The organism is Flavobacterium adhaerens (assembly GCF_040045115.1).
In the GTDB taxonomy this organism is placed as follows: domain Bacteria; phylum Bacteroidota; class Bacteroidia; order Flavobacteriales; family Flavobacteriaceae; genus Flavobacterium; species Flavobacterium adhaerens.
The window spans coordinates 462506-486961 of sequence record NZ_JBDLZX010000001.1; the positions used below are offsets into that span (position 1 = coordinate 462506).

General features: G+C 35.0%; 14 protein-coding genes and 1 pseudogene. 8 read left to right on the forward strand and 7 right to left on the reverse strand.

The window, feature by feature from the left end; translation table 11 throughout:
• Positions 1-450: 450 nt before the first annotated feature.
• On the forward strand, positions 451-786 hold the full coding sequence (locus ABEB18_RS01980; protein ID WP_298656251.1) for a helix-turn-helix domain-containing protein: 336 nt from the start codon (positions 451-453) through the stop codon (positions 784-786).
• A 37-nt stretch (positions 787-823) separates the two neighbouring features.
• Here the strand turns inward: ABEB18_RS01980 and ABEB18_RS01985 are convergent, their stop codons facing one another.
• The 5 genes from ABEB18_RS01985 to ABEB18_RS02005 form a co-directional block, all read right to left on the reverse strand.
• Complete coding sequence (locus ABEB18_RS01985) at positions 824-1510, reverse strand: hypothetical protein (protein ID WP_348797327.1); 687 nt, start codon at positions 1508-1510, stop codon at positions 824-826.
• Between the two features lies 1 nt (position 1511).
• Positions 1512-11378, reverse strand: coding sequence for a SpvB/TcaC N-terminal domain-containing protein (locus ABEB18_RS01990; protein ID WP_348797328.1), 9867 nt, complete (start codon positions 11376-11378; stop codon positions 1512-1514).
• 45 nt (positions 11379-11423) lie between these two features.
• On the reverse strand, positions 11424-13388 hold the full coding sequence (locus tag ABEB18_RS01995; RefSeq protein WP_348797329.1) for a T9SS type A sorting domain-containing protein: 1965 nt from the start codon (positions 13386-13388) through the stop codon (positions 11424-11426).
• Between the two features lie 41 nt (positions 13389-13429).
• The gene (locus ABEB18_RS02000; protein WP_348797330.1) at positions 13430-14161 is read right to left on the reverse strand and encodes an outer membrane beta-barrel protein; all 732 of its coding nucleotides are present in this window, start codon (positions 14159-14161) and stop codon (positions 13430-13432) included.
• A gap of 123 nt (positions 14162-14284) precedes the next feature.
• Positions 14285-14986, reverse strand: a complete 702-nt coding sequence (locus tag ABEB18_RS02005) for an outer membrane beta-barrel protein (RefSeq protein WP_348797331.1) — start codon at positions 14984-14986, stop codon at positions 14285-14287.
• 400 nt (positions 14987-15386) lie between these two features.
• On the opposite strand from ABEB18_RS02005, the gene ABEB18_RS02010 reads away from it, so the two are divergent.
• The 4 genes and pseudogenes from ABEB18_RS02010 to ABEB18_RS02025 all read left to right on the forward strand — a co-directional run bounded on the left by ABEB18_RS02010 (position 15387) and on the right by ABEB18_RS02025 (position 19112).
• Complete coding sequence (locus ABEB18_RS02010) at positions 15387-15578, forward strand: hypothetical protein (RefSeq protein ID WP_348797332.1); 192 nt, start codon at positions 15387-15389, stop codon at positions 15576-15578.
• Positions 15572-17773, forward strand: coding sequence for an arylsulfatase (locus ABEB18_RS02015; RefSeq protein WP_348797333.1), 2202 nt, complete (start codon positions 15572-15574; stop codon positions 17771-17773). Before ABEB18_RS02010 ends, ABEB18_RS02015 begins: the two co-directional genes overlap by 7 nt.
• Positions 17774-17822: 49 nt before the next feature.
• Positions 17823-18107, forward strand: a pseudogene (locus tag ABEB18_RS02020) (DUF4372 domain-containing protein); the annotation flags it as partial.
• 306 nt (positions 18108-18413) lie between these two features.
• Positions 18414-19112: a DUF1826 domain-containing protein gene (locus ABEB18_RS02025; protein ID WP_348797334.1), complete on the forward strand. Its 699-nt coding sequence runs from the start codon at positions 18414-18416 to the stop codon at positions 19110-19112.
• A 242-nt stretch (positions 19113-19354) separates the two neighbouring features.
• Here the strand turns inward: ABEB18_RS02025 and ABEB18_RS02030 are convergent, their stop codons facing one another.
• Positions 19355-20308 (reverse strand): PhoH family protein, encoded by a 954-nt coding sequence (locus tag ABEB18_RS02030; protein ID WP_348797335.1) that lies wholly within the window; start codon positions 20306-20308, stop codon positions 19355-19357.
• 146 nt (positions 20309-20454) lie between these two features.
• Positions 20455-20712 (reverse strand): hypothetical protein, encoded by a 258-nt coding sequence (locus tag ABEB18_RS02035; protein WP_348797336.1) that lies wholly within the window; start codon positions 20710-20712, stop codon positions 20455-20457.
• Between the two features lie 127 nt (positions 20713-20839).
• Here ABEB18_RS02035 and ABEB18_RS02040 point away from each other — a divergent pair, with 127 nt between their 5' ends.
• The 3 genes from ABEB18_RS02040 (at position 20840) to gldG (ending at position 24383) form a co-directional block, all read left to right on the forward strand.
• Positions 20840-21667, forward strand: a complete 828-nt coding sequence (locus ABEB18_RS02040) for an SAM hydrolase/SAM-dependent halogenase family protein (protein WP_348797337.1) — start codon at positions 20840-20842, stop codon at positions 21665-21667.
• A 302-nt stretch (positions 21668-21969) separates the two neighbouring features.
• A complete protein-coding gene (gene gldF, locus ABEB18_RS02045) occupies positions 21970-22695 on the forward strand; it encodes a gliding motility-associated ABC transporter permease subunit GldF (RefSeq protein ID WP_348797338.1) in 726 nt (241 codons plus the stop codon).
• Positions 22695-24383 (forward strand): gliding motility-associated ABC transporter substrate-binding protein GldG, encoded by a 1689-nt coding sequence (gene gldG / locus ABEB18_RS02050; RefSeq protein ID WP_348797339.1) that lies wholly within the window; start codon positions 22695-22697, stop codon positions 24381-24383. The genes gldF and gldG overlap by 1 nt, the downstream gene beginning before the upstream one ends.
• Positions 24384-24456 lie beyond the last annotated feature (73 nt).

A 24456-nucleotide genomic window follows, 5' to 3' on the forward strand; every position in this document is an offset into this window, starting at 1 on the left:
TTGCTCACGATTCTGCCAGCGCCTTCAAAATAGTGCTTGGTGAATTTTCCTTTGTTAATTACAAAGTACGGACTCACATATCCAGTAGCCGTATTTTAGAGGTGTCTAAGTTTGAAGAAACAGACAAAAACCATATCTTCTCTGTTATTGATGCCTTTATTGCTAAAAGAAAAATTTAATCTATTTTATAAAACAACAAAGCCACTCCGTAATAGAAGTGTTTTTTTTGATTTTCTTTGTGGGCACAGATTGCAAATCTGCGCTATCGTTGCGTTGATATATCCGAGCCATCGGGTAAGAATTTCCGCCCTATCGTTGAGCATATCCGAGCGATCGGGGTTATTTTATTATTGATACAAATAATAACTTATTTTTATATACCATTTTTTATATTAAATTTGCACTATAAAGCAGTATAAACACGCTTTTAATACCATAAATACGCAGACTATGGATACTTTTGGAAAAAAACTTAAAGAAGCTAGAGAAGCAAAAAACTTTTCACAAGCAGAGATAGCACGACAAATAGAAGTACATCACTCTATTATTGGGAAGTACGAACGTGACGAAGTAAAGCCTTCTATTGATGTAGTTAAGAAGTTAGCCCAATCGCTAGGAACTACCGTTAGTTTTTTAATGGGAGAAGCAGAAAACCAAAATATATTTAAAGACCCTGTAATGTTTAAAAGAATGGCAGATATTGAAAGCCTACCCGAAAAAGATAAACAATGCTTACTGCTTACCGTAGATAATTTTATTAAAGCTACTAAATTGAATAGTTTGTAAAAATAGTAAAGCCCTCAAATGAGGGCTTTATTGCTATTTAAGGATAATCAAAACCAAATTTTATTTTTATTACTTTATTTTCTTTCAAAGTAAATTCCATAAAATAACCAGGCATATTGTATCGTTGTAAAAATGTAGAAGTTTCAAAATTAGTATTTCTATAAGATATAATTATTAAATCTTCTTTTTCTGTTTTTTTATAATTAGAACCTTTAATAGATGTTATTTCTTCAAACGTAACACCTAATCCTAAATTAGTTTCTGTTTTAAAACTATCTTCTAAAGTGTTGTAAATATTTACCTTACTTAATGCTTTTTCATTTTTTAAATAACCAATTTCAAAACAATCAAAAGAGTTTTCTGTACTTCCTTCATATTGATAAACTATTAAATACTCTATATTAAATTTATCGCTAAAGATTATTACTGGACTTTCCCTTATTCTTTCTATTGCTTCAATGCTTTTATATTTAGGGTAAAATTCAGGTAAAGACGAATAATTAGATAACAATAATTTATTATTTATTGTTGTATCTGGTACAATTTGATTTAATTCTTGAATTGCTTTTAATTTATCTTTTAGAATTAAAGTAGTATCTTTTTTTATATCTAAAACAGTATCTTTTTTATTCTCTATTTGTACTGTGTTTACATTCTTTACAATATTGTCAGACTTTTTACAAGACAAAGTTGATATCGAAAGTAACCCTAATAAAATTTTCATATTATTCATTTACATTAGGTATTTTAATTCCACTTCTTCCATTATTATTAGGATTATTTGTAATGTTTATTGTTGTTGGAATAGATGAACTGTTTTGTAAAAAGCCTTGTACTGCATTACTAAATCTAGTTAATTCCGTACCATTACCACTTAATCCTATACAACCTAGAGTTCCTTCATTATTACCATCAGGATGTATTCTTAAAAGACTTCTTCCAGTATCAAATTGAGGGTTTAAATTAAAACTGAACCCTACACCATCACTATTCATTCCTTTATTATACCAGCCATTTTCACTTCTATCTTGATAATTATTAACGGTATAATTGCCGTTTTCAGGAGCTCCATTACCAAAGCCACCTGCAACGCCTGAAAAGCTATCTAAAGTGAAGCTAGAGCCGTTATCAAAATCTACTTGAGTATTAACTGTAACATCACCTATTTTTGTGCTACCTTCCCGCATAGAGCCTGTAACACTTATACTATTACCAGTTTGTTCAGAAATTAAATCTGTTCTACCCGTTGTTCTTTCTTGATTTCTTAAAGAATAAACAGAAAGCATAGTATTATAATCCTTATTATCAGATGTAAAACTAGAACTTGCTTTATTAAATGCACTCTCATTAACTTTCATATAGATATCTGCACCGTCTGTTTTTATTCTTCTTAATTCAGTATTATTCATAGATAATACAATAATATCCATTGGAGCTCTACCATCTGGATCAACTAGACGAAGTGGGTTATTCATAACAAAACAGTACGGAGACCAAGCTGGGAACTTCTCCGCCAGCGGGTCAATACTCAACCACAAACTAGTCTTCATATCTAAATACCTAGCCCCGTAGTAACTAAGATTCGTCTCCCTATCCAATTCCTTCCCATTAAACAAATACGGACTAGAAAAGCTAGAACTATGTTCTTCAAACAAAACCTCTCCAAAAGCAATGTATTCCACATGTTGGCTTATGCTTCCGTTTTTGGCTGTAATATACGAAGTACTTCCCAAATGATCAGGGTGAAAATAAAAAATATCATTCTCCGGCAAGCCAATTCCGGTAAAACCTTCACTAGGTTTTACAGTTTCAGGTTCTACTGGAGGACCAAATTGTACTGGCGGTCCCGGCACATCTCCAGGTGCATTAAAAACAGGGTTACGAGGCCATCCCTCAGGTGGTTCCTGATTTTCTTCTACTGGTTTGAGTACCTCACTCGGATATGGATCGCCTGTAAACTCCGGAGTTGCATAAATTCCATGCTGCGTTGGCGGTCCTGGAGGAACTCCTAAAGTTTTTACATAATTGTCCAGGGCTTTTTGTTGCTCGGCGGTAAGTTTACCATAATTTACGCCTCCTGCGGTTAATTTCAATGGCTGTGCAAATGAACCATTTCCTAACTTGCTTACAATTCTTCCTGCACCTTCAAAATAATGTTTGGTGAACTTTCCTTTGCTTATTACAAAATAGGGAGATACATAACCGGTATAATCATCGGTATGTACAATTGTTGCAGCAGTCTGACCATTAATGGCAACATTTTGAGAATCGCCTGAGCTTTTTATTACACGTTCTCCTGCTGCATCATAGGTAAATTGATGAATCCTTCCGTTGTCGTTAATTCCTGACAAGCGGTTTTCTTCATCCCAGGTCATTTTTCTAAAACTCTTTTCTTCCGAATAACTGGTTGGATTTCCGTTGCCGTCGTACACGTATTCTCTTGGTTCTGTTTTCCCTATCTCGGTTATTTTGTTGGGTGCATTGGGGTGCAATTCGTTGTCATAATTGTAATCCAACACATAGCCTTTTTGTTCGTTGTTTACGGTATGCACTAAATCTTTTTTGGTGATGTTGTGCATTTTGTTGTAGCTCATATTCAGCTCATAACTGGCTTTTGTAAACTCGCCCTGATAGATGGCTTTCGCAGACTTCAACCTGTAAAAATCATCGTATTGGTATTCATGGTTTGATGTTCCGCCCAACGTATTGTTTACAATTGGAGCGGTATTTTTGATGCCCAACACATTTCCAACAAGGTCATAACTATAACTGTTGTTCATTACTTGTCGTGTACCGCTTTTTACCTGCAATTGCTGTAATCTTCGCATAACGGCATCGTAGGTATAATTGGTTTCAGTATCGTTGCCGTATTTTAAATACTTGCGCTGTTCAAACTCGTCATAACTCAGTTGTTTGATGTAATCGTAGGTATGCCCTTCTTTGGTGCCTTGCATGCTGGATAAATTTCCAGCGCGGTTATACGTATAGTCAACTACCTCACCATCGGGATAGGTCATTTTCTGAATGCGGTTCCACGTATCGTACTCGTACATCGAAATGTAGGTTTGTATATCGGTTGGCGTGATTCTTAGGGTACGGATTTCTTTTTCGACTTCTCCAAGTTTGCCGTAAAAGAACTCTTGTCCTCCACTGGCATCTTGTACAAACCACAAACGACCTCTTCGATTGGCGGTTCCATCGGCATTTCCGTAGTTGTACTGCACGTTGTTTTGTGGGTTTTTAGGATAGTTGATACTTTCCAAACGGTTGTAGTTGTACTCATATTGTATCGCACCGCCGTCTGGCATGGTATTTTTTAAATCTTGCGTAGTGCGTGAAATCAAATTGTTAGCCAAATCATACACCATGGTACTAGTTCCGGCATCGGGATGGGTGTACTCGGTACGACGTCCCAACCAATCGTAGGTGCTCAAAGTTTCATGGTTCATGGCATCGGTCACTTTGACCATCTCACCCAAAGCATTGGTTTCAAATTTGGTGAGTAAATCGTTTTGTTTACTGGCTAGGTTTTGGCCACTGGCATCGGTATAGGTTGTTGTTGTTTTATTTAAAGCATCGGTTTGGGTGGTTTTCAGCACGGTAACACCATCATAATCTTCAATTTTAAAGGCCGTTGTAGTACTGCTCCCATCAGGCAAGGTCACTTTTACAGCACGTCCTACTTCATCGTAATCAGTCTTAGTAGGGGTAATATTTGAAACTGCTGTGCTAAAAGTCGCATCCAATGTTGTGGTTGTGGTGGGATCGTAATTTTCAATGGGTCTACCGAGTCCATCATACACAATTTTCCCTGAAACAATATGCGCTTCTTTATCGGCCGCTCCGGCTTGGGCAAACAAACTGGCAGTTTTTTTCACCTGAAGTGCTCTTCCTAAACCATCGGTATAGGTGTAGGTTTCGATATCTTTATCGAGTTCTGGATCGTAATTACGGGTTTTAGCATACGGCACTTTCGCAAACGGAAAATAGTCGTAGGCAATGGTATAACTTTTTCCATTGGCTATTTCATAAGGCCCTTTAATGGTTGCTGGACGACCATTATCGTCTAAAGTATAAATAGTACTTTGGTCGTTGCGATCGGTGGTTTTCGTTGGTACGCCAAAACGGTAATCGTAGGCCATCGTATTTTGATACCCAAATGCATCTTTGATAGTCGTCATATACTGATGGTTGTCGGTATCATAAGTATAGTCCAAGGTCATACGTTGGTCTTTGTGATTGCTCGGACCCGTTATTTTTTGAAGGTTTCCGTAGGAGTCGTAGGTGATATCAGTTATGGCAATTTTATCGGCTGCTGCGTAATTTTTAATTTGCGTTACTTCGGCTGTTTGGCTATCAATAGTCGTAGCACGTTTTCTGCGCAAACCATCTACAGTATAGACTTCCAATTGCTTTGGAATACCACCAAAATACGGACTGGTACTTTCGTGGTAACTGATTTTTGCCGTTACTTTATCATTGGTGGTTCCGTTACCTAAATCTTCGTATTTGATGATATTTCCGTTGGCATCATAGGTATTGAAGATGTGCGTTTCTAAATAATCACTCCCGCCTTCATACACTTTTTGCGAAGTATGAATGAGTCCGATAAAAATGCGTTTGGCATCACAAACCGCTGAAGTCAAATCCGATTCGGCTATCAGGGCTTGATTACTAGCATCAATCAAACTGTATTCGTTTTCGGTTTCCTGACGCAGTTTGCCATTTTTATCTAGGGTATAACTGTATTTCAAAAGGTTTTTACGGAAGTAATCCTGATTGTAAAATTCCTGTACCGTGGTCGCAAATACCGAATCATCGGCTACATTAATTTGCTTTTGGGTCACTTTTCCAAAACCATAAAACTCACGTTCTCGACGGTCATAATACCCATTTTCGTAACTGAATTGGGCTATAGCGTGGTCATAACCATCACCAGTATGACCATCAAACACATCTACTGATTTTAGTACCCATTTAGCCGAAGGATTTTCATACGATGGGTTCAATAATTCGTAATCCACCACAAAACTGTTTCCAGCGGCATTGGTTACGCTTTTGAGTTTGTTGGTGCGTTTGATGTTGGATAGGCGCACAACAAGGTGGTCATCATTTTTAGAAACGATATAATCTGTATGACCATCACCATCGATATCCATAAAAGTTCCTTCAGTACGACTTGTACTCCATCCTTTATTTGCTCCCAAAGTTGGAGCAATACGTACGAACCAGATCGAAAATTCAAAAGATGAATTTACATTCATTCCATAACTAACCCCTTTGTTTAAATTCATTTCTGAAAATTTAGGATAAGTAACAGGAGACGCAAAAGAACTCCCTTGATTGAAAGCAACTCGCATTGTTCCATTTAAATAGCTGATTTTATCAGCCAACCCATCTCCATTAATATCCAAGAATGATTCGTAAACATCTGACTCTGATCTAGCATAATTTACACCACCAGAAAAGGAACCCTGTTTTATACTATATCCTAAACCAGCACTCCAATCGGTTGAAAAACCTTTGTTTAAACTCTGCATATTCCAATTCCCTCCATCAACAAAACCATAGCCTGTGCTCAACATTACTTCTCCGGCATCGGTTATTCTATCAGGTAAGCCATCTCCATTAATATCACTATGCATTAGCTTTGATTGATCAGAACCGCTCCCTTCAGAAGCATTTACAGACAATTGATCTTTGGCTTTTGATGCTTCATCATCTGCAGATTTATCTGCCGCATTCGTTTGTGATTTTGACTTGGCAATTGTAAATGATAATCCCGTTTTAGCCTCGCCATGTCTGTAACTTCCTCCAAAATTGGCTCCTTCAGAAGAAGTAGAGGCACGACTAAAATGATCTCCAATATTTATTATTTCATCCGAAATTTTACCAACGGGAGCGGTCAATTGGATATTTCCACCACGAATATAATCTGGAAAACGATCTCCATTAAAATCACTCATGGTTTGTGTTACATACGAATTACCATCAATCGATTTGCTATACCCGAAACTTCCTGCCCCTCCATTTCCTGCTGAAATTTCACCAGATATACTTTTACTCTTACTCTCATTTACCATATCCAAAGCAGAAGTGCTTCCACCGATTAAAGTCGGTAGTGAAAAATCGGTGTAGGCTGCAATATCATCTTCTCCTAATCTTGAAGTTCCAATAAATTGGCCTTGAATAAAAATCCCTGATTCTAATCCTTCCCATTTATTTTTTATGTAAGTCGGGTTTAAAGAAACAAAATAATTATCTGCCATTTCATAACCTTGATTTTCTAAATTATCAGGATTATTGTTATTCAAATTAGGTTCTGTGGTGTAAGCATCAGAATTTTTTAATTGTGTTGCATCAATGATATCACTAGCTAAATTTCCGTTTATAACAAATCCTCCCCAGTTTCTATAATACAAACCTAAATTGCGTTCATCCTCATTTAACGGACAGTAAATAGAGAAATCATCGCTTACACCTGTCCAAATCACATCATCGGTCATGTCTAAAACATCTTTTAAATCGGTAACTAAAATCTGAATTGGCAATGCGTCAGTCTTAGGATAATTTTTTAAAAGAAAAAGAGATTCTGGATTAGAAACCGTTACTTCTAATTGAATTGGCTCACTCAAAATTGCTTCGGGATAAACAATAGCCGCATCTTCTGTATTGTTAATCTCTACCAAGCTACCCTCGATAATTTTATAATACTTACGAGCTACCAAAATATTATTTTGTTTAGCTGATAAGACTACTTCTCCATTATATTTATCATAATTTGCAAATGGATTAGATGGTAACAAAACCAAATCTTGAGGTAAAATACTCAAATTGACTTTACCTTTTGTTGTAGGTAGAACTCCAGGAATTACATAATTACCTTCTCTTTTATTGTACAAAGTATGCGAAACTTCAATCGGAACTTCTTCAGCTACTCCTCCTTGATAGGCAGGAACAATTACAGTTGGTGAAAAGGATATGCTTTGCCAATTGATATTCGATTTTGTCTCTAATGTTATACTCACTTGTGTTTCTGCTTCGAAATCAGGTAAAGTCACCGTAGCTAAATCAAAGGTTGCTAGTTCGTGTCCTAAAAATGTTTTTTCGAACACTATAACCGCTGGATTGGATTTGTCCAAATACGTTTTTGTAACTATCAATCGAATATGATCTGAAGTTATGGGTTTGGTAAAAATTCCTTTCAAATACACTTTACCAGCAACTGCAATTGGTTTGGTCGCTTGAGAACTACTAAAAAAATCTGTGGATGCGTTATACAACGCTAACGAAAATTGATTTGCATCTTTTTGATCTGTTTTGACCACTAGATCCGAAACTACTAGATTCTCATTATTATCTCTATCATAATGTGATACCTGTGAATATGAAATTATTGGGTTCCAATCTATATCATCAAAACTTCCGTCTTTTATAGAACTGACTCTAAAAAACAACTTTTCACCTTTTTCGACTGAAATAGAATTATTCAGTTTACTTTTTTGAATATAATCTTTTGCGGTAATTATTTCTTTCCAAAGCAATTGATTCCCTTTTTGAAAATACAATTGTACCCCATCGGCCTTATCATTTCCTGCATTGGTGACATATTCTGCCCTTGCCTTTATTCTTTCGGTTGTTGTTGGTGCAATCAATTGGTATTGATGCGAAACCGAAATAATCCCTTTTGCAGGTGCCACCCACATCCTTACTACATCATGAAGTGGGTTTTGTTTTTCAATTTCTTGTATTGAAATACCAGTATAACCTGGAATCGAAATGTTTCCGCCTCCCGCCACTGGTGAGGGTGTACCAGTACTGCTAATTTTGAAAGTCGGAATCCCGTTTTCCAAACGATTGTAATACACTTGACCGTTTCGCACATAATCAGTCAATCCATCTCCATTAAAGTCCATAAAATAAACTTTTGTTTTTTGGGTTGAGCGTTGCTGATTGTATCCGATATTGCCATAAGTCAAATTCAAATCTACCCCCCAATTAAAGGATGATGATTTAGAGTATCCCAATTCATTTATATTTATCTGATGCATTTCGCCAAAACCATTCTGTCCAGAACCTGCTAAATTTTTACGATAGTACACTCCGTTTTTGGTTTTAAATACTTTGTCTGGCAAACCATCACCATCTAAATCTTCTAATATTGCTGCGGTATCTGTTGATGACCAACTATTACCTCCATGACCTCCTACAGTAAATCCTTTGTAACTTCCTGAATTAGTCGCTAAACCAACACCTACTCTATAACTGATTCCGTCATTACTCCCCTCAGTACTACTAACCAATGAATGTTTTCCTGAAAACAATAAATCTCCAAAAGGCGGAATATTACTATTATACAAATTATCATTTGGAACACTCCATATTTGCTCTCCCCCAAACGGATTGTACTGCCCAGAACTATTGCGAATATCATCAAAATAATCCAGCGTGTTGGTGTAAAATAGAGTTCCTTTAGCATCGTATTCAGATATCGATTCAAGTAAGGTTTTCTTGAAAGCACCTTCTTTGTATTGGAGTTCATAAGAACGAATCATTTCGTTTTTGTATCGTACTTCAATCTTTCTAAGCAGTTGGTCATTGACTTGCTTAAATCCCAATCGTGCCGATACTTGTACATCGGCTCTGTTGGTTTCGCCTAAATCACCGTTTTTTACAAAAGTGACCGAATAATTACCTTTTTGAGCACCAAAGCCAGTGTAATACACTTTTTTCAAATACAATTCCCCTTCGGTTTTGTCGTATTCGTATTCAACTTTATTGCCTTTTAAGTCTATTTGCATACACAAGGCCCAATGCCCAATATTACCATTGGCATCTTGTAAAATAGCATTGTTTTCTAATCCTACTGTGGTGGCACCATAGTAACTCGCTACACCACTCTTGTCTTTTACTACCCAATAATAATTTTTAGGAGATGATCCTTTGCGGATAATTTGCTGAAAAGCCCCCTCGCGTCTTGGGTAAAATTGTTTGTCAGTGGTACGCTCTGTAAACTCAGTTCGGTGGCTGTTTGGAATTAAAGGTTCTCCAGCTATGGCATAACTCTCGGTTTCCTTATTTACATCATAACGTGGCGCTCCCCAACGGGTTTCAATACTGACAGCTGGAGCCGACATATCCCAGCCGGTTCCTGCCCATGAATGCCCTCCATCGCTATCGTACTGTAAACTAAAACTCGGTTGCATACCATTTCTTCCTTGTGGTATGGTAATACTAAATCCGGTGCTCATGGTTCCTCTACCATTTGCCGAAGGTGGCGCTATAGATTGGATGCCTACAAGTGGACTTGCCGCTTTCAAATCTTTAATACTTGTGGGGGTGTATCCCGAAGTATCAGGCGATTCGGGCATTTTGATAATTCCGGCGATAAAATCGGTAAAATGTGTGGTTTTGGCTTTGATGATGCCATGTTTTATATCCAATGAATCTTTAATCACCTGCTGCCAAAGACGTTTGTGTTCATCAAAATAAAACACATTAATATCTTTTTCGGTATAGCCTTCTGGAATGGCTTTAGTATCGTAAGGAAGCGAAAGGGTAACTACTTTTTCAAAAATGGTTCCGTGTGGCAACAATCGGTAACCCGAATACAGAGCAGTTACATTGACCATCGCCGCATTCAAAGGAGCCACATCAATTTTTCGAAGTCCACTTACCGAAACTTTTAGTTGCTTTTTTAGTACGCCAATCGGAAAATCTGCCGAAAATTGGTCATAGTTTAAAGTGGCTGCTTCAGCTATTTTTATCGTTTTATACGTTTTCTTTGATGCAAGGTCTAAAGTTCTAAATTCTGTTACTTTTTCAAATTGACTCAGTAATAGGGTTTCTTTTATTTTCGTCCCGTTTTGGGTTATTTTTTCAACTGGAATTGATGGGGTGTTTTTGTCAATATCCAAGACCAATTCGAATTCGGGTTGGGTAACATCAATTTCCTTTCCGCCAATGTTTATCCTTTTGTAAAAAGTATTGAATTGGGTACCTTTTACATAATATTTATCACCCGATTGCAGTAAAGTCCAATTATTTTTTGCAGGAGTGGTCTTGTACACTATACGCAGGTTCTTAATCTTATACTGCTGTTTTCGGTTTTCATCGGCTGTAAACAAAAGCACATTATCACCTTTGCGAAGTGACTGATTGGCCAGTGGCTCTGATTGATGACTCCACGATTCATTCTCAGATATAAATTGTCCACCAATACTGGCCTGATTATTAATGCTTCGTAAAATAGAAGCTGCCTGATCATAACCATACAATTCATATTCTAAATAAGCAGTTTGGCCTGCTTCTGGCAAAGTATTTAGGTTGATGTGAAATACATTATCGTAAGCATCATCGGTTTCATTTTCTGATGAAACACCAATGCTACCTTCTTTGATATCCGCTGAAAAGCTTTGATGGGCAAGCGTTTTATTTTTTGTAGTAACCAAGGTTGTTGATCTCTTTTCTTCATTAGAAATAACCGTGTCAACCGTGTTTGAAATCACTTTTTTAATAGTCTCTTTTCCTAAATTGGCTGCAAACAGACAAGCTCCAAGCATCAAGACAATAACAGCAGTTTTATTTTTCATAGGTTTGATTTCGAATTTGGAGAATCTATTTTTTTTCTCTATTTTTTACTTTACAATCAGTTTAAAAATCTTGATTCCAAAATCAGAGTGCACTTTTAGCAGGTACATACCCGAAGCAGACTTAATTGTATCCTGATACAACTGAGTATCTACTTGATTGAGTAGTTTTTCTTTTAGTAAAACTCCTGTTGGACTGTAAATACTTATGGTTACATTGGTTTGAGTTGGATATTGCATCGCAATTGAAAACTGGCCGTTTGGAGTTGGATTTGGATATACTAATACTACATTGCTATCCGTTTGCTCTTTTCCATCAGATAGAACCGAAATCTTTTTTGAGGTAATACACCCCAGATCGTTCGTCAATCGAAGCTCGTAATTCCCGGCTTGGTCAATTAAAAGTTGGTCTGTATTGTCAATAAAATTGCCCTCGCAAAACCATTGATAACTATAATTGCCTATCGCCAAATCCTTGCTTCCATCTAGTAATAGTGCATTGCCATCGGTTAGAGTGTACTCACTATTGAGATTGATAGTTGTACCTTGTTTATCAGCTATAAAAATAGTTTCTTGATATATGCTTCCTTTAGCGTCTTTTACGATATAGTCATACGTTCCTGAGTTTACCGTTATTGGATTGGCTTTTTTTGCTGTTTGACTCCATTGTTTTACAATGACTTGCTCGCCTTCTTTTTTTAGGGTAATGGTATAAGGTGCTTCACCTCCTTCTATGGTATATTGCAATTGTCCTGAACCCAATACCCCGCAAGTGGCTTCGCCTATTGTAACACGGCTAAACATTTCAGGAGCAACTTTTAAAGTAAATTTTAGGTTTCCCGATTTTTGTTTATCCCAATCTAGAGTTTTAAGAATGATTTTTTCTTTAGATGTGGTACTCGCCAATTTTATATATTCAGAACTGGCTATATCATAATTTCCTTCTCCACTATAATCCACTAATAACCAATAATAGTCGCTCTGTAAACATTCGCCTTTAATAAACTTGGGATTGAATTCCCAATTTAAACTCAAATCTGATGGATTGTAAAAATCTAATTGCCATTCTCTGTCAATTCCCACTGGCTCTCCTTGTTCTTGTTTTTTAAGGTTTAATCCTCTTTGATTGTCACTCCAAAACGCAAAATAGTTATTCGGAATGGTATTCGATTCACTTTTTATTTCAAAACTCATCAAACCTTCTTCAAACATATTACCGCTTTTGAGTTGCAAAAGACCACTTTGATCGTCTCTCCCTACTGCAGTAATGCTTCCCGAATGGTTTTTATGCTTCTCATAATCCCAAATCGTTGTGCCCTCACTATTGAGGTAATTTTTAAAATTGAATTGCGAAAGTGAAATTCCGTATTTTATTGCCAAATAACTCGCTATTTTTTGACTTTCAAATTGTGATAATACCCGATCATACACTAGTATTTCACCCAAAGTACCTTGTAACTCATCTGGTGGAAGTTTAGCTAAATTTGTTTGATGTGCAATGGTAATTTTAGAAGGTTTTGCTACCGTATCTGTTTGGTTTTCCTGAAAGAATAAAATATTGGCCTTTTGAGGTTTTAATTTACTATTGTACGATTGATAATTGTATCTATATAAATCGGCCAAACGCTTATTGGTTGCCGCTGAAACTACTTTTTTAGTATCGCTAATAGTGTACAACAATTGTTCTTTCAAACTGTCTTTGACTTTATACACCATAAATAAGGTCTGCTTTCTTTTTACAGCACTTGGCAGGATAAGTTGGATGGAATCTTGAGTGCTATCAAAAACGATACTTGGATTGTTGTTAAATTCCTTTCCTTGCTGCAAATTTTGCGGGTACTTGGCCTTGGTTAGGGTTAATGTTTGCCAATAATACTTATCTGTATTGGCTTTTGGTGTTAACCAAAATAAGGGCTCCTGAACTTGGCCCGGCAATACTTTTGTTTGCGCAAAAAGTGGTGTTGTCACAGCTAACAAGGTTACCATTGTCCAATTAAAAATCGTCTTTTTCATATATACTGGTTGATTAAAGAGGATTATTTATCGTTCTTTTTCTAGAAATTGCCTAAATCGTCAAAATAGAACGAATACCCAATTACTAAAGAAATGCTATTGACTTTATTTTGGTTTTCACTATACCTATGACCGTTTTCTTCGGTAGTCAAAGCATCTGTTAATCCTAAAGTATAGCGAGCTCCTACGGATAATTTGTTTCGAAATTCATATCCTACTGAAAATTGCCCGTAGAAAAAATTCCGTCCTGTTAAGGATTCCTTCAATACTTTTTCGACATTCGCATCCGATTCAAAATAAGTTCCAGAATCAGCAAAAACTTCTTGTGCATTGGATCTGTATTTGATATTATCCCCAGCAAAGTTGAAGGCAACATATGGGCCAATACCCACATATAACCCTTCAATAGGATAATATTTGAACTGCGCTCCAAGATTGATGTACTGGTAATTGAATTCCATTTTGTATTTCAACCCTTCAATATCTTCATAATTTAAATCGGTACCTTGACCAGAATATGACACTTCTGTCAGTAAACTCACATTGTTATATGGATACTTCCAATTGATAAAAATTCCAGCTGTACCTCCAAACTTTGCTTTCTCTTCTAAACTATATCCTTGATAAATTCCTTTAGGCACAATAACATCAGGCAAATTAGACATCGATGAATAAATTCCTCCAGCAAAAAGACCATAAGTGATTTCACGATCGTTTTGGGCAAAGACTACAGATGCAGTTAAAGAAATAAAAAGAGTAAAATATTTTTTCATATATTGATTTTCGTTTTTTTTGTTGGTCCTATGTAAATGCTTCGTTTGCACACTATCGTTTGATCTGCATATCAGTAATACCTCTTGTTGAGTCTATTTTAGGTTATGTACATTTCCTATTAATTACCATTGGTGAAAACTATAACCTACCGATAAACACAAAACGCTGCTCTTGTTCTGATTTTCGATAAATTGAAAGGAAGCGGCATTACTCTTGACCATATCGGTAACGCCTAAATAATATCTGAGGTCAAAATGAACACTTTTGTGGAGTTCGTATCCTAAACTGAAACAAAGCGACAAATCACCAACTCCGTCTAAACCATCTTTATAAAATTGACGCGTTGCCACATCATACATACCATTAGCGTCGTTAGACTTATAGGTGATGTCATTGGGAGAAAGATTGATGCCGTAAAAAGCGCCAATACCAATATTGAGTCCTTCATAAGGATAAATACGATAGGTAGCGCCTAATTGAATATAGGAATAATGAAATCCTAATTCGAATTCTTTACCAGTAACATCTTTGTAAGTGACATTTTCTCCTGCTTGACGAAACAATATTTCGGGTTGTATGGCAACACGAGTATCATATAATTTGCAGTTTAGGAAAAACCCTCCCTCCAATCCATACACGCCATTGCTTTTCATCTCACTATTATCAAAGGTGTTGTCACGCCCTTTGATACTCTCGGGTAAATTGCTAATACGCGAATACAAAACACCGAATTTTAGTCCGTAGGTAATGTTGGTTTCGTTTTGGGCAAAAAGACATTGAGTAAAAAAACTAATAAAAATTAACCAGTTTTGTTTTATTTTCATTCTATATTTTTTTGCGAATATACTTACTATTTAACATTCAACCTTACAAAAAAATAACAAAAAATTAGAAAAATATTACAAAATAAAAAAGTGCATTATTTTACTACAATTAGCAATTCGTGTATAAAAACTAAACAACAAGAAATAAGTCGAATTTATATAGGTCTTGGGGAGACTGTCTTGTGTCAACATTTCATTTAAAAATCAACACATAATGATTTATACAATGAGAAATTAAAATTCTTGACCAAGATAAATCTGTGTCATTAAAACATTAAAAATCAACTTTGTAATAAAACCATTACTGATTTCGCAAAATAATTTAAATAAATCAATAATAAATCCTAACTTTAACATAAAACAATAATAATCAACCCTTTAAACCTTAAAACTTAAAAACATGAAGAAAGTCATCACTTTATTTTGTTCTTTGTTTGTTTTGATAGCAACTGGGCAACAAACAAAATCAGGTGAGGCTTTACCTTATCCTAAACAAGAATTTAAAGGAAAAATTGGTGTCTCCTTTGAAGATTCGAAAGAAGATTACCTCAACCTTTTAAAGCTCCAAATGGAGCTCCAAATGTTTTGTTAATTCTGCTAGATGATACTGGTTTTGGACAAGCAGGAATAATGGGAGGACCAATACCAACACCCAACATGAATCAGTTGGCAGCTGATGGACTTACTTATACCCGATTTCACACAACCGGAATCTGTAGTCCAACCAGAGCGGCACTTTTAACAGGAAGAAATCATCATCAGGTTGGATTCGGAACAATTTCAGAACTCTCAACTGGTTACCCTGGTTACAACAGCATATGGGGAAAAGACGTAGGAACTATTGCCGAAGTATTAAAACAAAATGGTTACAGTACAGCAGCATGGGGAAAATGGCACAATACACCTGACTGGGAAACAAATCCAATTGGTCCCTTTACCCAATGGCCAACAGGTCTCGGATTTGAATACTTCTACGGATTTCAAGGTGGCGAAACCCATCAATATTACCCACAACTTTTTAAAAACACATCCCCTGTAGAACCCCCAAAATCACCTGAGGATGGTTATCATTTAACAGAAGATTTAACCGATGATGCTATCAAATGGATTCGTCAGCAAAAATCTATTAATCCAGACAAACCTTATTTTGCATATTTTGCAACTGGTGCCATGCACGCACCCTTACATGCCCCAAAAGAATGGATTGAAAAATTTAAAGGTCAATTTGATGAAGGTTGGGATGCTATGAGAGAACATACTCTTGCACGCCAGAAAAAATTAGGTATTGTACCTCAAAATACCAAACTCACAGCTAGACCAGATGCTATACCAGCTTGGAATTCTCTTAGTGCCGATGAAAAGAAACTTTTTGCTAGACAGATGGAAGTTTTTGCTGGTTTCTTGGCTCATACCGATTATTGGACAGGTAAACTTATAAAAGCCGTTCGTGATTTGCCTGGAGGAGATAATACTATGATTATTTATATAATTGGAGATAACGGATCAAGTGCCGAAGGTAGTATGTCTGGAACTTTAAATAATATGATGACACAAAATGGATTCCCTGATAATGTAGAACGTCAGCTAAAAGTTATGGATGAATTAGGGGGACCTAAACATGAAAACCATTTTGCAGTTCCTTGGTCATGGGCTGGTTCTACACCTTTTCAGTGGATGAAGCGTGTTCCATCTCATTTTGGAGGTACCCGAAATGGTATGATTATATCATGGCCTGCGGGAATTAAATCAAAAAATGAAATCAGAACACAATTTCACCATGTGATTGATATAGCTCCAACCATATATTCTGCTTCAGGTATTACTTTTCCAACCGAATTAAATGGAGTAAAACAAACACCTATTGCTGGTGTACCTATGAATTACACATTTATTAACGCTAGTGCAACAGGTACCCGTACAACACAATATTTTGAAACTGGTGGTCATCGTGCCATTTATAACAATGGATGGGTAGCCGCTTCCTTTCATGGAATTCCATGGCAATTAAGTGGTTCAGTTGGTTTTAAAAACAATGTTTGGGAACTTTACAATATTGATGATGATTTTTCGGAGTCAATTGATCTTGCAAAAAAGAACCCAAAAAAATTAGACGAATTAAAGAATGTATTTGACCAAGAGGCAAAAAAATATAATGTATATCCATTAGACGATCGTTTCGTAGAAAGAGCTATTAACCCAAACCGTCCTTCGGTAGTCAAAGGGAAAAACCAATTTACTTATCTTGCAGGAACAGAAAGAATCCCCGAAGGTAGCGCACCACCAGTGTATGCAAGAACCCATACAATAACAGCCAAAATTAACCATTCGGAAAAAAATGAAGGTGTAATTGTAGCTAATGGTGGAGGTTCTGCAGGATATAGTTTGTATATAAAAGAAAACAAACTGGTTTACTTTTATAATTTCTTCCATCTTAATCATTATACTATTACCTCTACACCTTTACCTGAGGGAAATTTAAAAATAGAAATGATTTACACCCAAGAATCTAAAGAATTAGAAGGTGGTGGAAGTACCAAACTTTTTGTAAACGGCAAAGAAGTGGGCAGTGGAAAAGTGGACAAAGTAGTACCTTCTCGTTACTCAGCTACCGAAACAATGGATATTGGTAAGGACTTGGGTTCTACAGTAAATGAAGCATATAAAACACCATTTGCATACACAGGCGAAATTCAGACTGTAGAGTTTGATCTTAAACAAAAGTATATTTCATTTTTTAGGTACTTCTTTTTTAAGAATTTATCACTACTTGCCGAAAGTCTAAAATAAAAAATGCCTGAGAATCCCTTATTTTTGATTTGACTAAAAAATAATAATTATAGGACTTTTCAGGCGAATCAAAAATAACAAAAAGCCACTTATTAGACAAATAATAGATTTAGCACCACTTTGGATGATTGAATCTTGTGCCAAACAACACAAAAGCGACAAAGGTTGTAGTAAATACGAGACTTACGATCATTTTGTGGCCTTAACTTACGGACAGTTTAATAAATGCTATACCTTGAACGATATTTCTACCGGAATCGGTGTTAATGAGACATTTATAGGGGATTTAGGATTATTGCAAAGTCCGGCGCGAACCACAATGAGTGATGGTAATCTATTGCTTGCTTTGATAAATAGAACAATAGCAAAAAAGACAAAATCATTCTCTTCTTTAGTTGAAAAAATCAGGATATGTTTAACTTAATACTTGAGTTTGAATTATGTCTGCAATCAAGTTGGCGATGGTACAAAAAAAAGTCCAGAACCAAAATTACAATTCAATTCGGACTTATTTTCAGGAATAATTTATATGTCGTACCCCGCCCACAAGGGCTACAGCCCCCCCACACCATTATGTAAAACTTTCGGATAGCTGTGATTTGTTCACTATTTTTGCGTAGAAATCTACGAATACCAAATTATGAACCGAGCCATTCCTAAAAACAAACAAATTAAGATTATTGATAATTTTAATGATCTTGTAAACACTGAATTTCAAAACGATTTGAATGCTATTTGTTGGAGTAGAAAATTGATGGGCAATTTTAAAGAAATTGTTGAAAAATTGCGGTTAAAAGACAACATTACTGAGGTCTCTCCCGATGACTTATTAGCTTTATCACTTTCAGATGAAGGGCAAATGGCGAGAGAAATTATCCTGAATGATTTGCAATTACTAAAAGATTTTGGAGCATTACCTTCGTTAAATTTGTTACAACATTACGAACGAGACGAAGAGTTCGATTTTTTTTCAACCGATGTGTATTCGTATCATGTTGATCGCTCTCCTATTGCAACTGATACTTTTTTATGTACATATTATGGAGCAGCTAGTGATATTTTGCCTAACGATCAGGCGATACAAAAAATCTTGATTCCTGAAATTCGAGAAAAATTAAAAACGCTACACGACGGATCTGAAACTGAATTTGAAAACTTTTTAGAAGACTGCTTTTTCGATTTACATTATCAAGCGAAACCAAATGCCAAGCCTGTAAATTTAGGATTAGGTAATCTTTGGCGATTGGCAGTAGATCATCCGCAACAAAAAGTTTTACCCTGCGTACATAGAGCTCCAAAAGAAAACGATGATGAATACCGATTACTATTGATTTGTTAGATAAAACTAAGAACTATTTTTTTCTAAATTTCTCTAAACTGATGTATAAGATTATTGGCTTTTGTAACCTCTCAAAACTTAGTAGATTGAAAAATACAACCATCCTGTAAAATGTAAATTCTATTGGTGAATTTATTCTAATTGCTTCATGATGTTCTGCTAGTAGGCGATGGTCTAAAAAAATAAAAGAGAAACTCAGAAGTTGAATTTCTCTTTTAGTTAGAATTACCAATTTAACTTAATTAGTAGTCATTATTTTCAATTTGTTTATAAGCATCGATCACTTTTTTCACTAATCTATGACGAACAACATCTTTGTCATCTAAGTAAATAATACCTATTCCTTCAATGTCTTTCAAAACCAATAAAGCCTCTTTAAGACCCGAAATTGTTCTTCTTGGCAAATCTACTTGACCAGGATCTCCAGTAATCATAAACTTTGCATTTTTCCCCATACGGGTTAAAAACATTTTCATTTGCGAATGAGTAGTATTTTGTGCTTCATCAAGAATCACAAAAGCATTATCAAGAGTTCTTCCTCTCATAAAGGCTAAAGGAGCAATCTGAATGATCCCTTTAAGAATGAAATCTTCTAATTTTTCGTTTGGCAACATATCCCTCAAGGCATCATACAAAGGCTGCATATAAGGATCTAGTTTTTCTTTCATATCTCCAGGAAGAAAACCAAGATTTTCACCTGCTTCTACAGCTGGTCTTGTCAAAACAATTCGTTTAACTTGTTTTTCCTTTAAAGCTTTTACAGCCATTGCAACACCAGTATATGTTTTTCCTGTACCTGCTGGACCAACTGCAAAAACCATATCGTTTTTTTCCATGGTATCAACTAACAATTGCTGATTAGGGGTCATGGCCTTAATGATTTTGCCTCCTACCCCATGAACCAAAATTTTATCGTGACCAAATATTCTAGTTTCTTCATTAGAATCGCTAGAAATCACTCTTTCGATTACATTATCATCAATCGTATTGTATCGGGTAAAATGCAACATCAAACGTTGAAAACGAGTTTCGAATTCGTCTAAAACATCTTTCTCGCCAAAAGCTTTAAGGATTGTGCCTCTAGCAACAATTTTTAATTTTGGATAAAGTTTCTTAATCGACTCTAAATGGGAGTCATGTGTACCCCAAAATTCTTTAGGAGCAATGTCGATGAGCTCAATAGTTCTTTCGTTCAAAATAAGAAGTTTTTAAGTTAATTAAATAAGATTAAATTAATTCAACCTTTGTGCTACAACTATCTAATTGTAGTTTTTAATTTCTAAATCGGAAAATAACTCTAAAAAACATCTTTACTAAAACTTTTAGAAATTTTAGCTTTAAATTACACGTTCGCCCTTAATTTTTTTAACATTTCTTCGTTTAATAAATCAGAAGGTCTGATTGATAAAATTTCACAAAGATTATTATTTAAAAGCAACTCAATTTCTGTTTCATTATAATCATCTTTTTCAATAGTCTTGTTGTCTAGTAATTTGTTAGTGATAACAGATTTAATCGTTTTCTTTTTTAAAGAATGCTTTTGAGCAAATGAATTTAAACTACACAAGAAAAGAAATAAAATAAAAATAAACTTAGACATAGATTTTGTTTTAATTCGAGGAAATTCTGTTTTCATTAAAGTATAAAATACTTTAGCTTTGTACTTTTCAAATTTAAGAAAAAAAAAGTTTCGGTCGCTTCAAAACTCAATAGTTATAAACAATTTTATGTCAATAATTACCCTTACTACCGATTACGGATTGAAAGACCACTTTGTTGGCGCATTGAAGGGAAAAATTTTTTCAGAGTTTTCTGAAGCTGCAATTGTCGATATATCCCATCACATAGATCCATTTAACATAACAGAAGCTTCCTATATTCTTTCAGCCTCTTACGATAGTTTTCCAAAAGGAACAGTTCATATAATTGGAGTTGACTCTGAGGCCAACAAAGAAAACCAACATGTAGTCATGCAATGGAACGATCATTATTTTATTGCTGCTGATAACGGAATATTGAGCATGCTGACACAAAAAATTATTCCGCAAAAAATTGTTACAATAACTATTCATGATCGCTTACATTCTGAAGCAACAGATCTTGACGTTTTTGTAAAAGTAGCTTGCCATATTGCCAAAGGAGGTGCTTTAAGTGTTGTTGGCAAAGAAATTAGTAACCTAAAACAAGTAACAGATCTTCAAGTAATTTTGTCCGAAGACGGAAATCAACTTAAAGGAAATGTTATTTATATTGACCATTTTGGAAATGTCGTAACCAATATTTCAAAAAAACAATTTTTAGAAACAGTAAGAGGAAGAAATTATGAAATTGTTTTTAAAAATCAGAAAATAAAAAACATTTTGCCTTATTACTCGGCTATTGCCGATTCTGATAAATACACCGTAAAAAATTACGAAGGGCAAAAATTGGCCATTTTTAACGAAGCTGGCTTTTTGGAAATTGCCATTTTTAGAAGCAATCCACTTACGGTTGGCTCGGCAAGTACATTACTAGGGCTAAATTACAGAGATGTCGTGACAATAAAATTTATTTAAAACTTCCAAAAAACATTTAAACTACTAATAAAAAGCGACTTAAGTATTTTAAATTAAATTAAAAAAAACATTCGGTTTATACATACAAAAGTTTAAAATTTGCAGTTTAAAATCTAAAGCTTCATAAAGCTTTTGCTAATAAAGAAAATGAGTTTTCATAAAGAAAAGATTGTCTCTTTTTAGAAAACTTTTAATTGATTAAAACAAAAAAATAAAATAGTACAAGTAATCGTTTTCTTGAATTATAGCTGTACATTTTTTTTATTTAACAACAAATTTTTTAAAATAAATAGAAACACACTATGAAGTCAATAGTATTTCGTGAAATTAAGTCCTTTTTTGGTTCGCCCATTGGATATTTGGTAATTGCCCTTTTCTTGATTGGAAATGGTCTATTCTTATGGGTTTTTGAAAATGACTACAACATCTTAAATTCAGGTTTTGCCGATTTGACCCCATTTTTTACACTGGCTCCTTGGATATTAATTTTTCTCATTCCCGCAGTTACTATGCGTAGTTTCTCTGACGAAAAAAAACAAGGAACTCTAGAATTATTACTCACAAAGCCAATCAGCCTTTGGGAAATTGTAAATGGTAAATTTTTAGGAGCCTTTCTATTGATTATAATAGCCATTCTTCCAACCTTTATATATGTAGAAGTTATTTGGAGTCTTGGTTCACCCGAAGGAAATATCGACATGGGAAGCACTATGGGTTCCTATTTTGGACTATTGTTTTTAATCGGAGCCTACTCTGCCATTGGTATTTTTACCTCTTCCATTTCCGAAAATCAAATTATTTCCTTTATTGTTGCCGTTTTCTTGTGTTTCTTATTCTATTTTGGATTTGAAGGCTTAGCAGCCATTTCCCAAAATTTATCTTCTTTTATTTCCTATTTTGGAATGCAAGATCATTACAAAAGTATGAGTCGAGGTGTTATCGATACAAGAGATGTAATCTATTTTATTAGTATAGCAGTGCTATTTTTATCTTTTACCGTTTATAATTTAAAATCTACCAAATCATAATGAAGGCATTTACAATAAAAAACACCAAATCATTATTGATTACTATTGCAGTTGTATTACTGATAAATATTGCCAGTAATTACTTTTTTCGTCGATTCGATCTAACAAAAGATCATCGATACACCTTATCTCCTACTACTTTAAGCATTATCAAAGAGATTAAAAATCCTTTATCGATAAAAGTTTATTTACAAGGAAATGATCTTCCAGCCGAATTTAGACGTTTACAATTAGAATCTAAACAGCTCTTGGAAGAATTTCAAGCCTATAATTCGAATATTATCATCGAGTATATTGATCCTTTAGAAAACAAAGAAGAAAACATGGATAAGATTAAAACCTTATACCAAAAAGGGCTTACTCCAATAAACATAACCGTTGATGATAAAGGAAAACAATCCCAATCGATGGTTTTCCCTTGGGCAATTGCTGTTTACAATAACAAAGAGGTCAATATCCCTCTTTTAAAAAATATTATGGGAACCAATACTACCGAAAAAGTTATTGGTTCTATTCAGCATTTAGAATACTCAATCTCGGATGGAATTAATAAAATTTCTAAGGGGAAACAGAAAAAAGTTGCCATCATTAAAGGAAACGGTGAGTTAGAAGAGCGCTATATAGCTAAATTTTTATTACAAGTTCGTGAAAGCTATTTTATTGGTCCATTCACGTTAGATTCGGTTGCCAAAAATCCAACGGGAGCTCTAAAATCACTTCAAAATTATGATTTAGCAGTTATTGCAAAGCCAACCGAAGCTTTTACGGATGAAGAAAAAATGGTTTTAGACCAATTCATTATCAAAGGAGGAAAAACCTTGTGGCTGATAGACCAAGTAAATGCCGAAATGGATAGTTTGTACAATCCAACAGGAGCAACTTTAGCTTTTCCGAAAGACTTAAATTTAAATGATTTGTTTTTCAAATACGGAATTCGTATCAATCCAGATTTAGTCAAAGACGAACAAGGAAGTCCTATAAAACTTGCAAGTGGCGAACAAGGGAGCGCTACAACTTATCAAGATTTCAATTGGAAATTTGCTCCACAAGTATATCCAATTAGTGTACACCCAATTGTAAAAAACCTTGGTGGAATCAAATTTGATTTTGCCAATGCAATAGATACTTTGAAAAACGGAATCAAAAAAACCGTTTTACTACAATCTTCACCCTATTCTAAAAAAATTGGAACACCGGTTGAGATTAATTTAAATATTGTTTCTGAGCAGACTTCCCCTGCAGATTATCAAAATAAAGGAAATATTCCAATGGCAGTATTGCTAGAAGGTTCATTCCAGTCGATGTTTTCTAATAGAGTTTTACCATTTGATGATGCCTCATTCTCGAATACTGGAAAACCAAATAAAATGATTGTCATCTCGGACGGTGATCTTATAAAAAACCAAATGGATAAAACAGGGCAACCAGTCGAGTTAGGTTATGACCAGCGATCAGGAAACTTATACGACAATAAAGATTTTATGATGAATTGTGTTAATTATCTATTAGATGACACTGGACTTATTAACATCAGAAGCAAGGATCTGGATTTACCATTATTGGATCGGGAAAAAGTATATGAAAACTATACTTTCACACAGTTCTTAACCATTGGGGTTCCATTCCTGATTTTATTAGTATTCGGTATTGGATTTACTTTCTTGAGAAAAAAAATATATAGTAGATAGATGTTAATAAAAAAATTGTAATACTAGAATAGTTTACAATATATTTGTAAAGTGTATCACCAATTATTAAAAA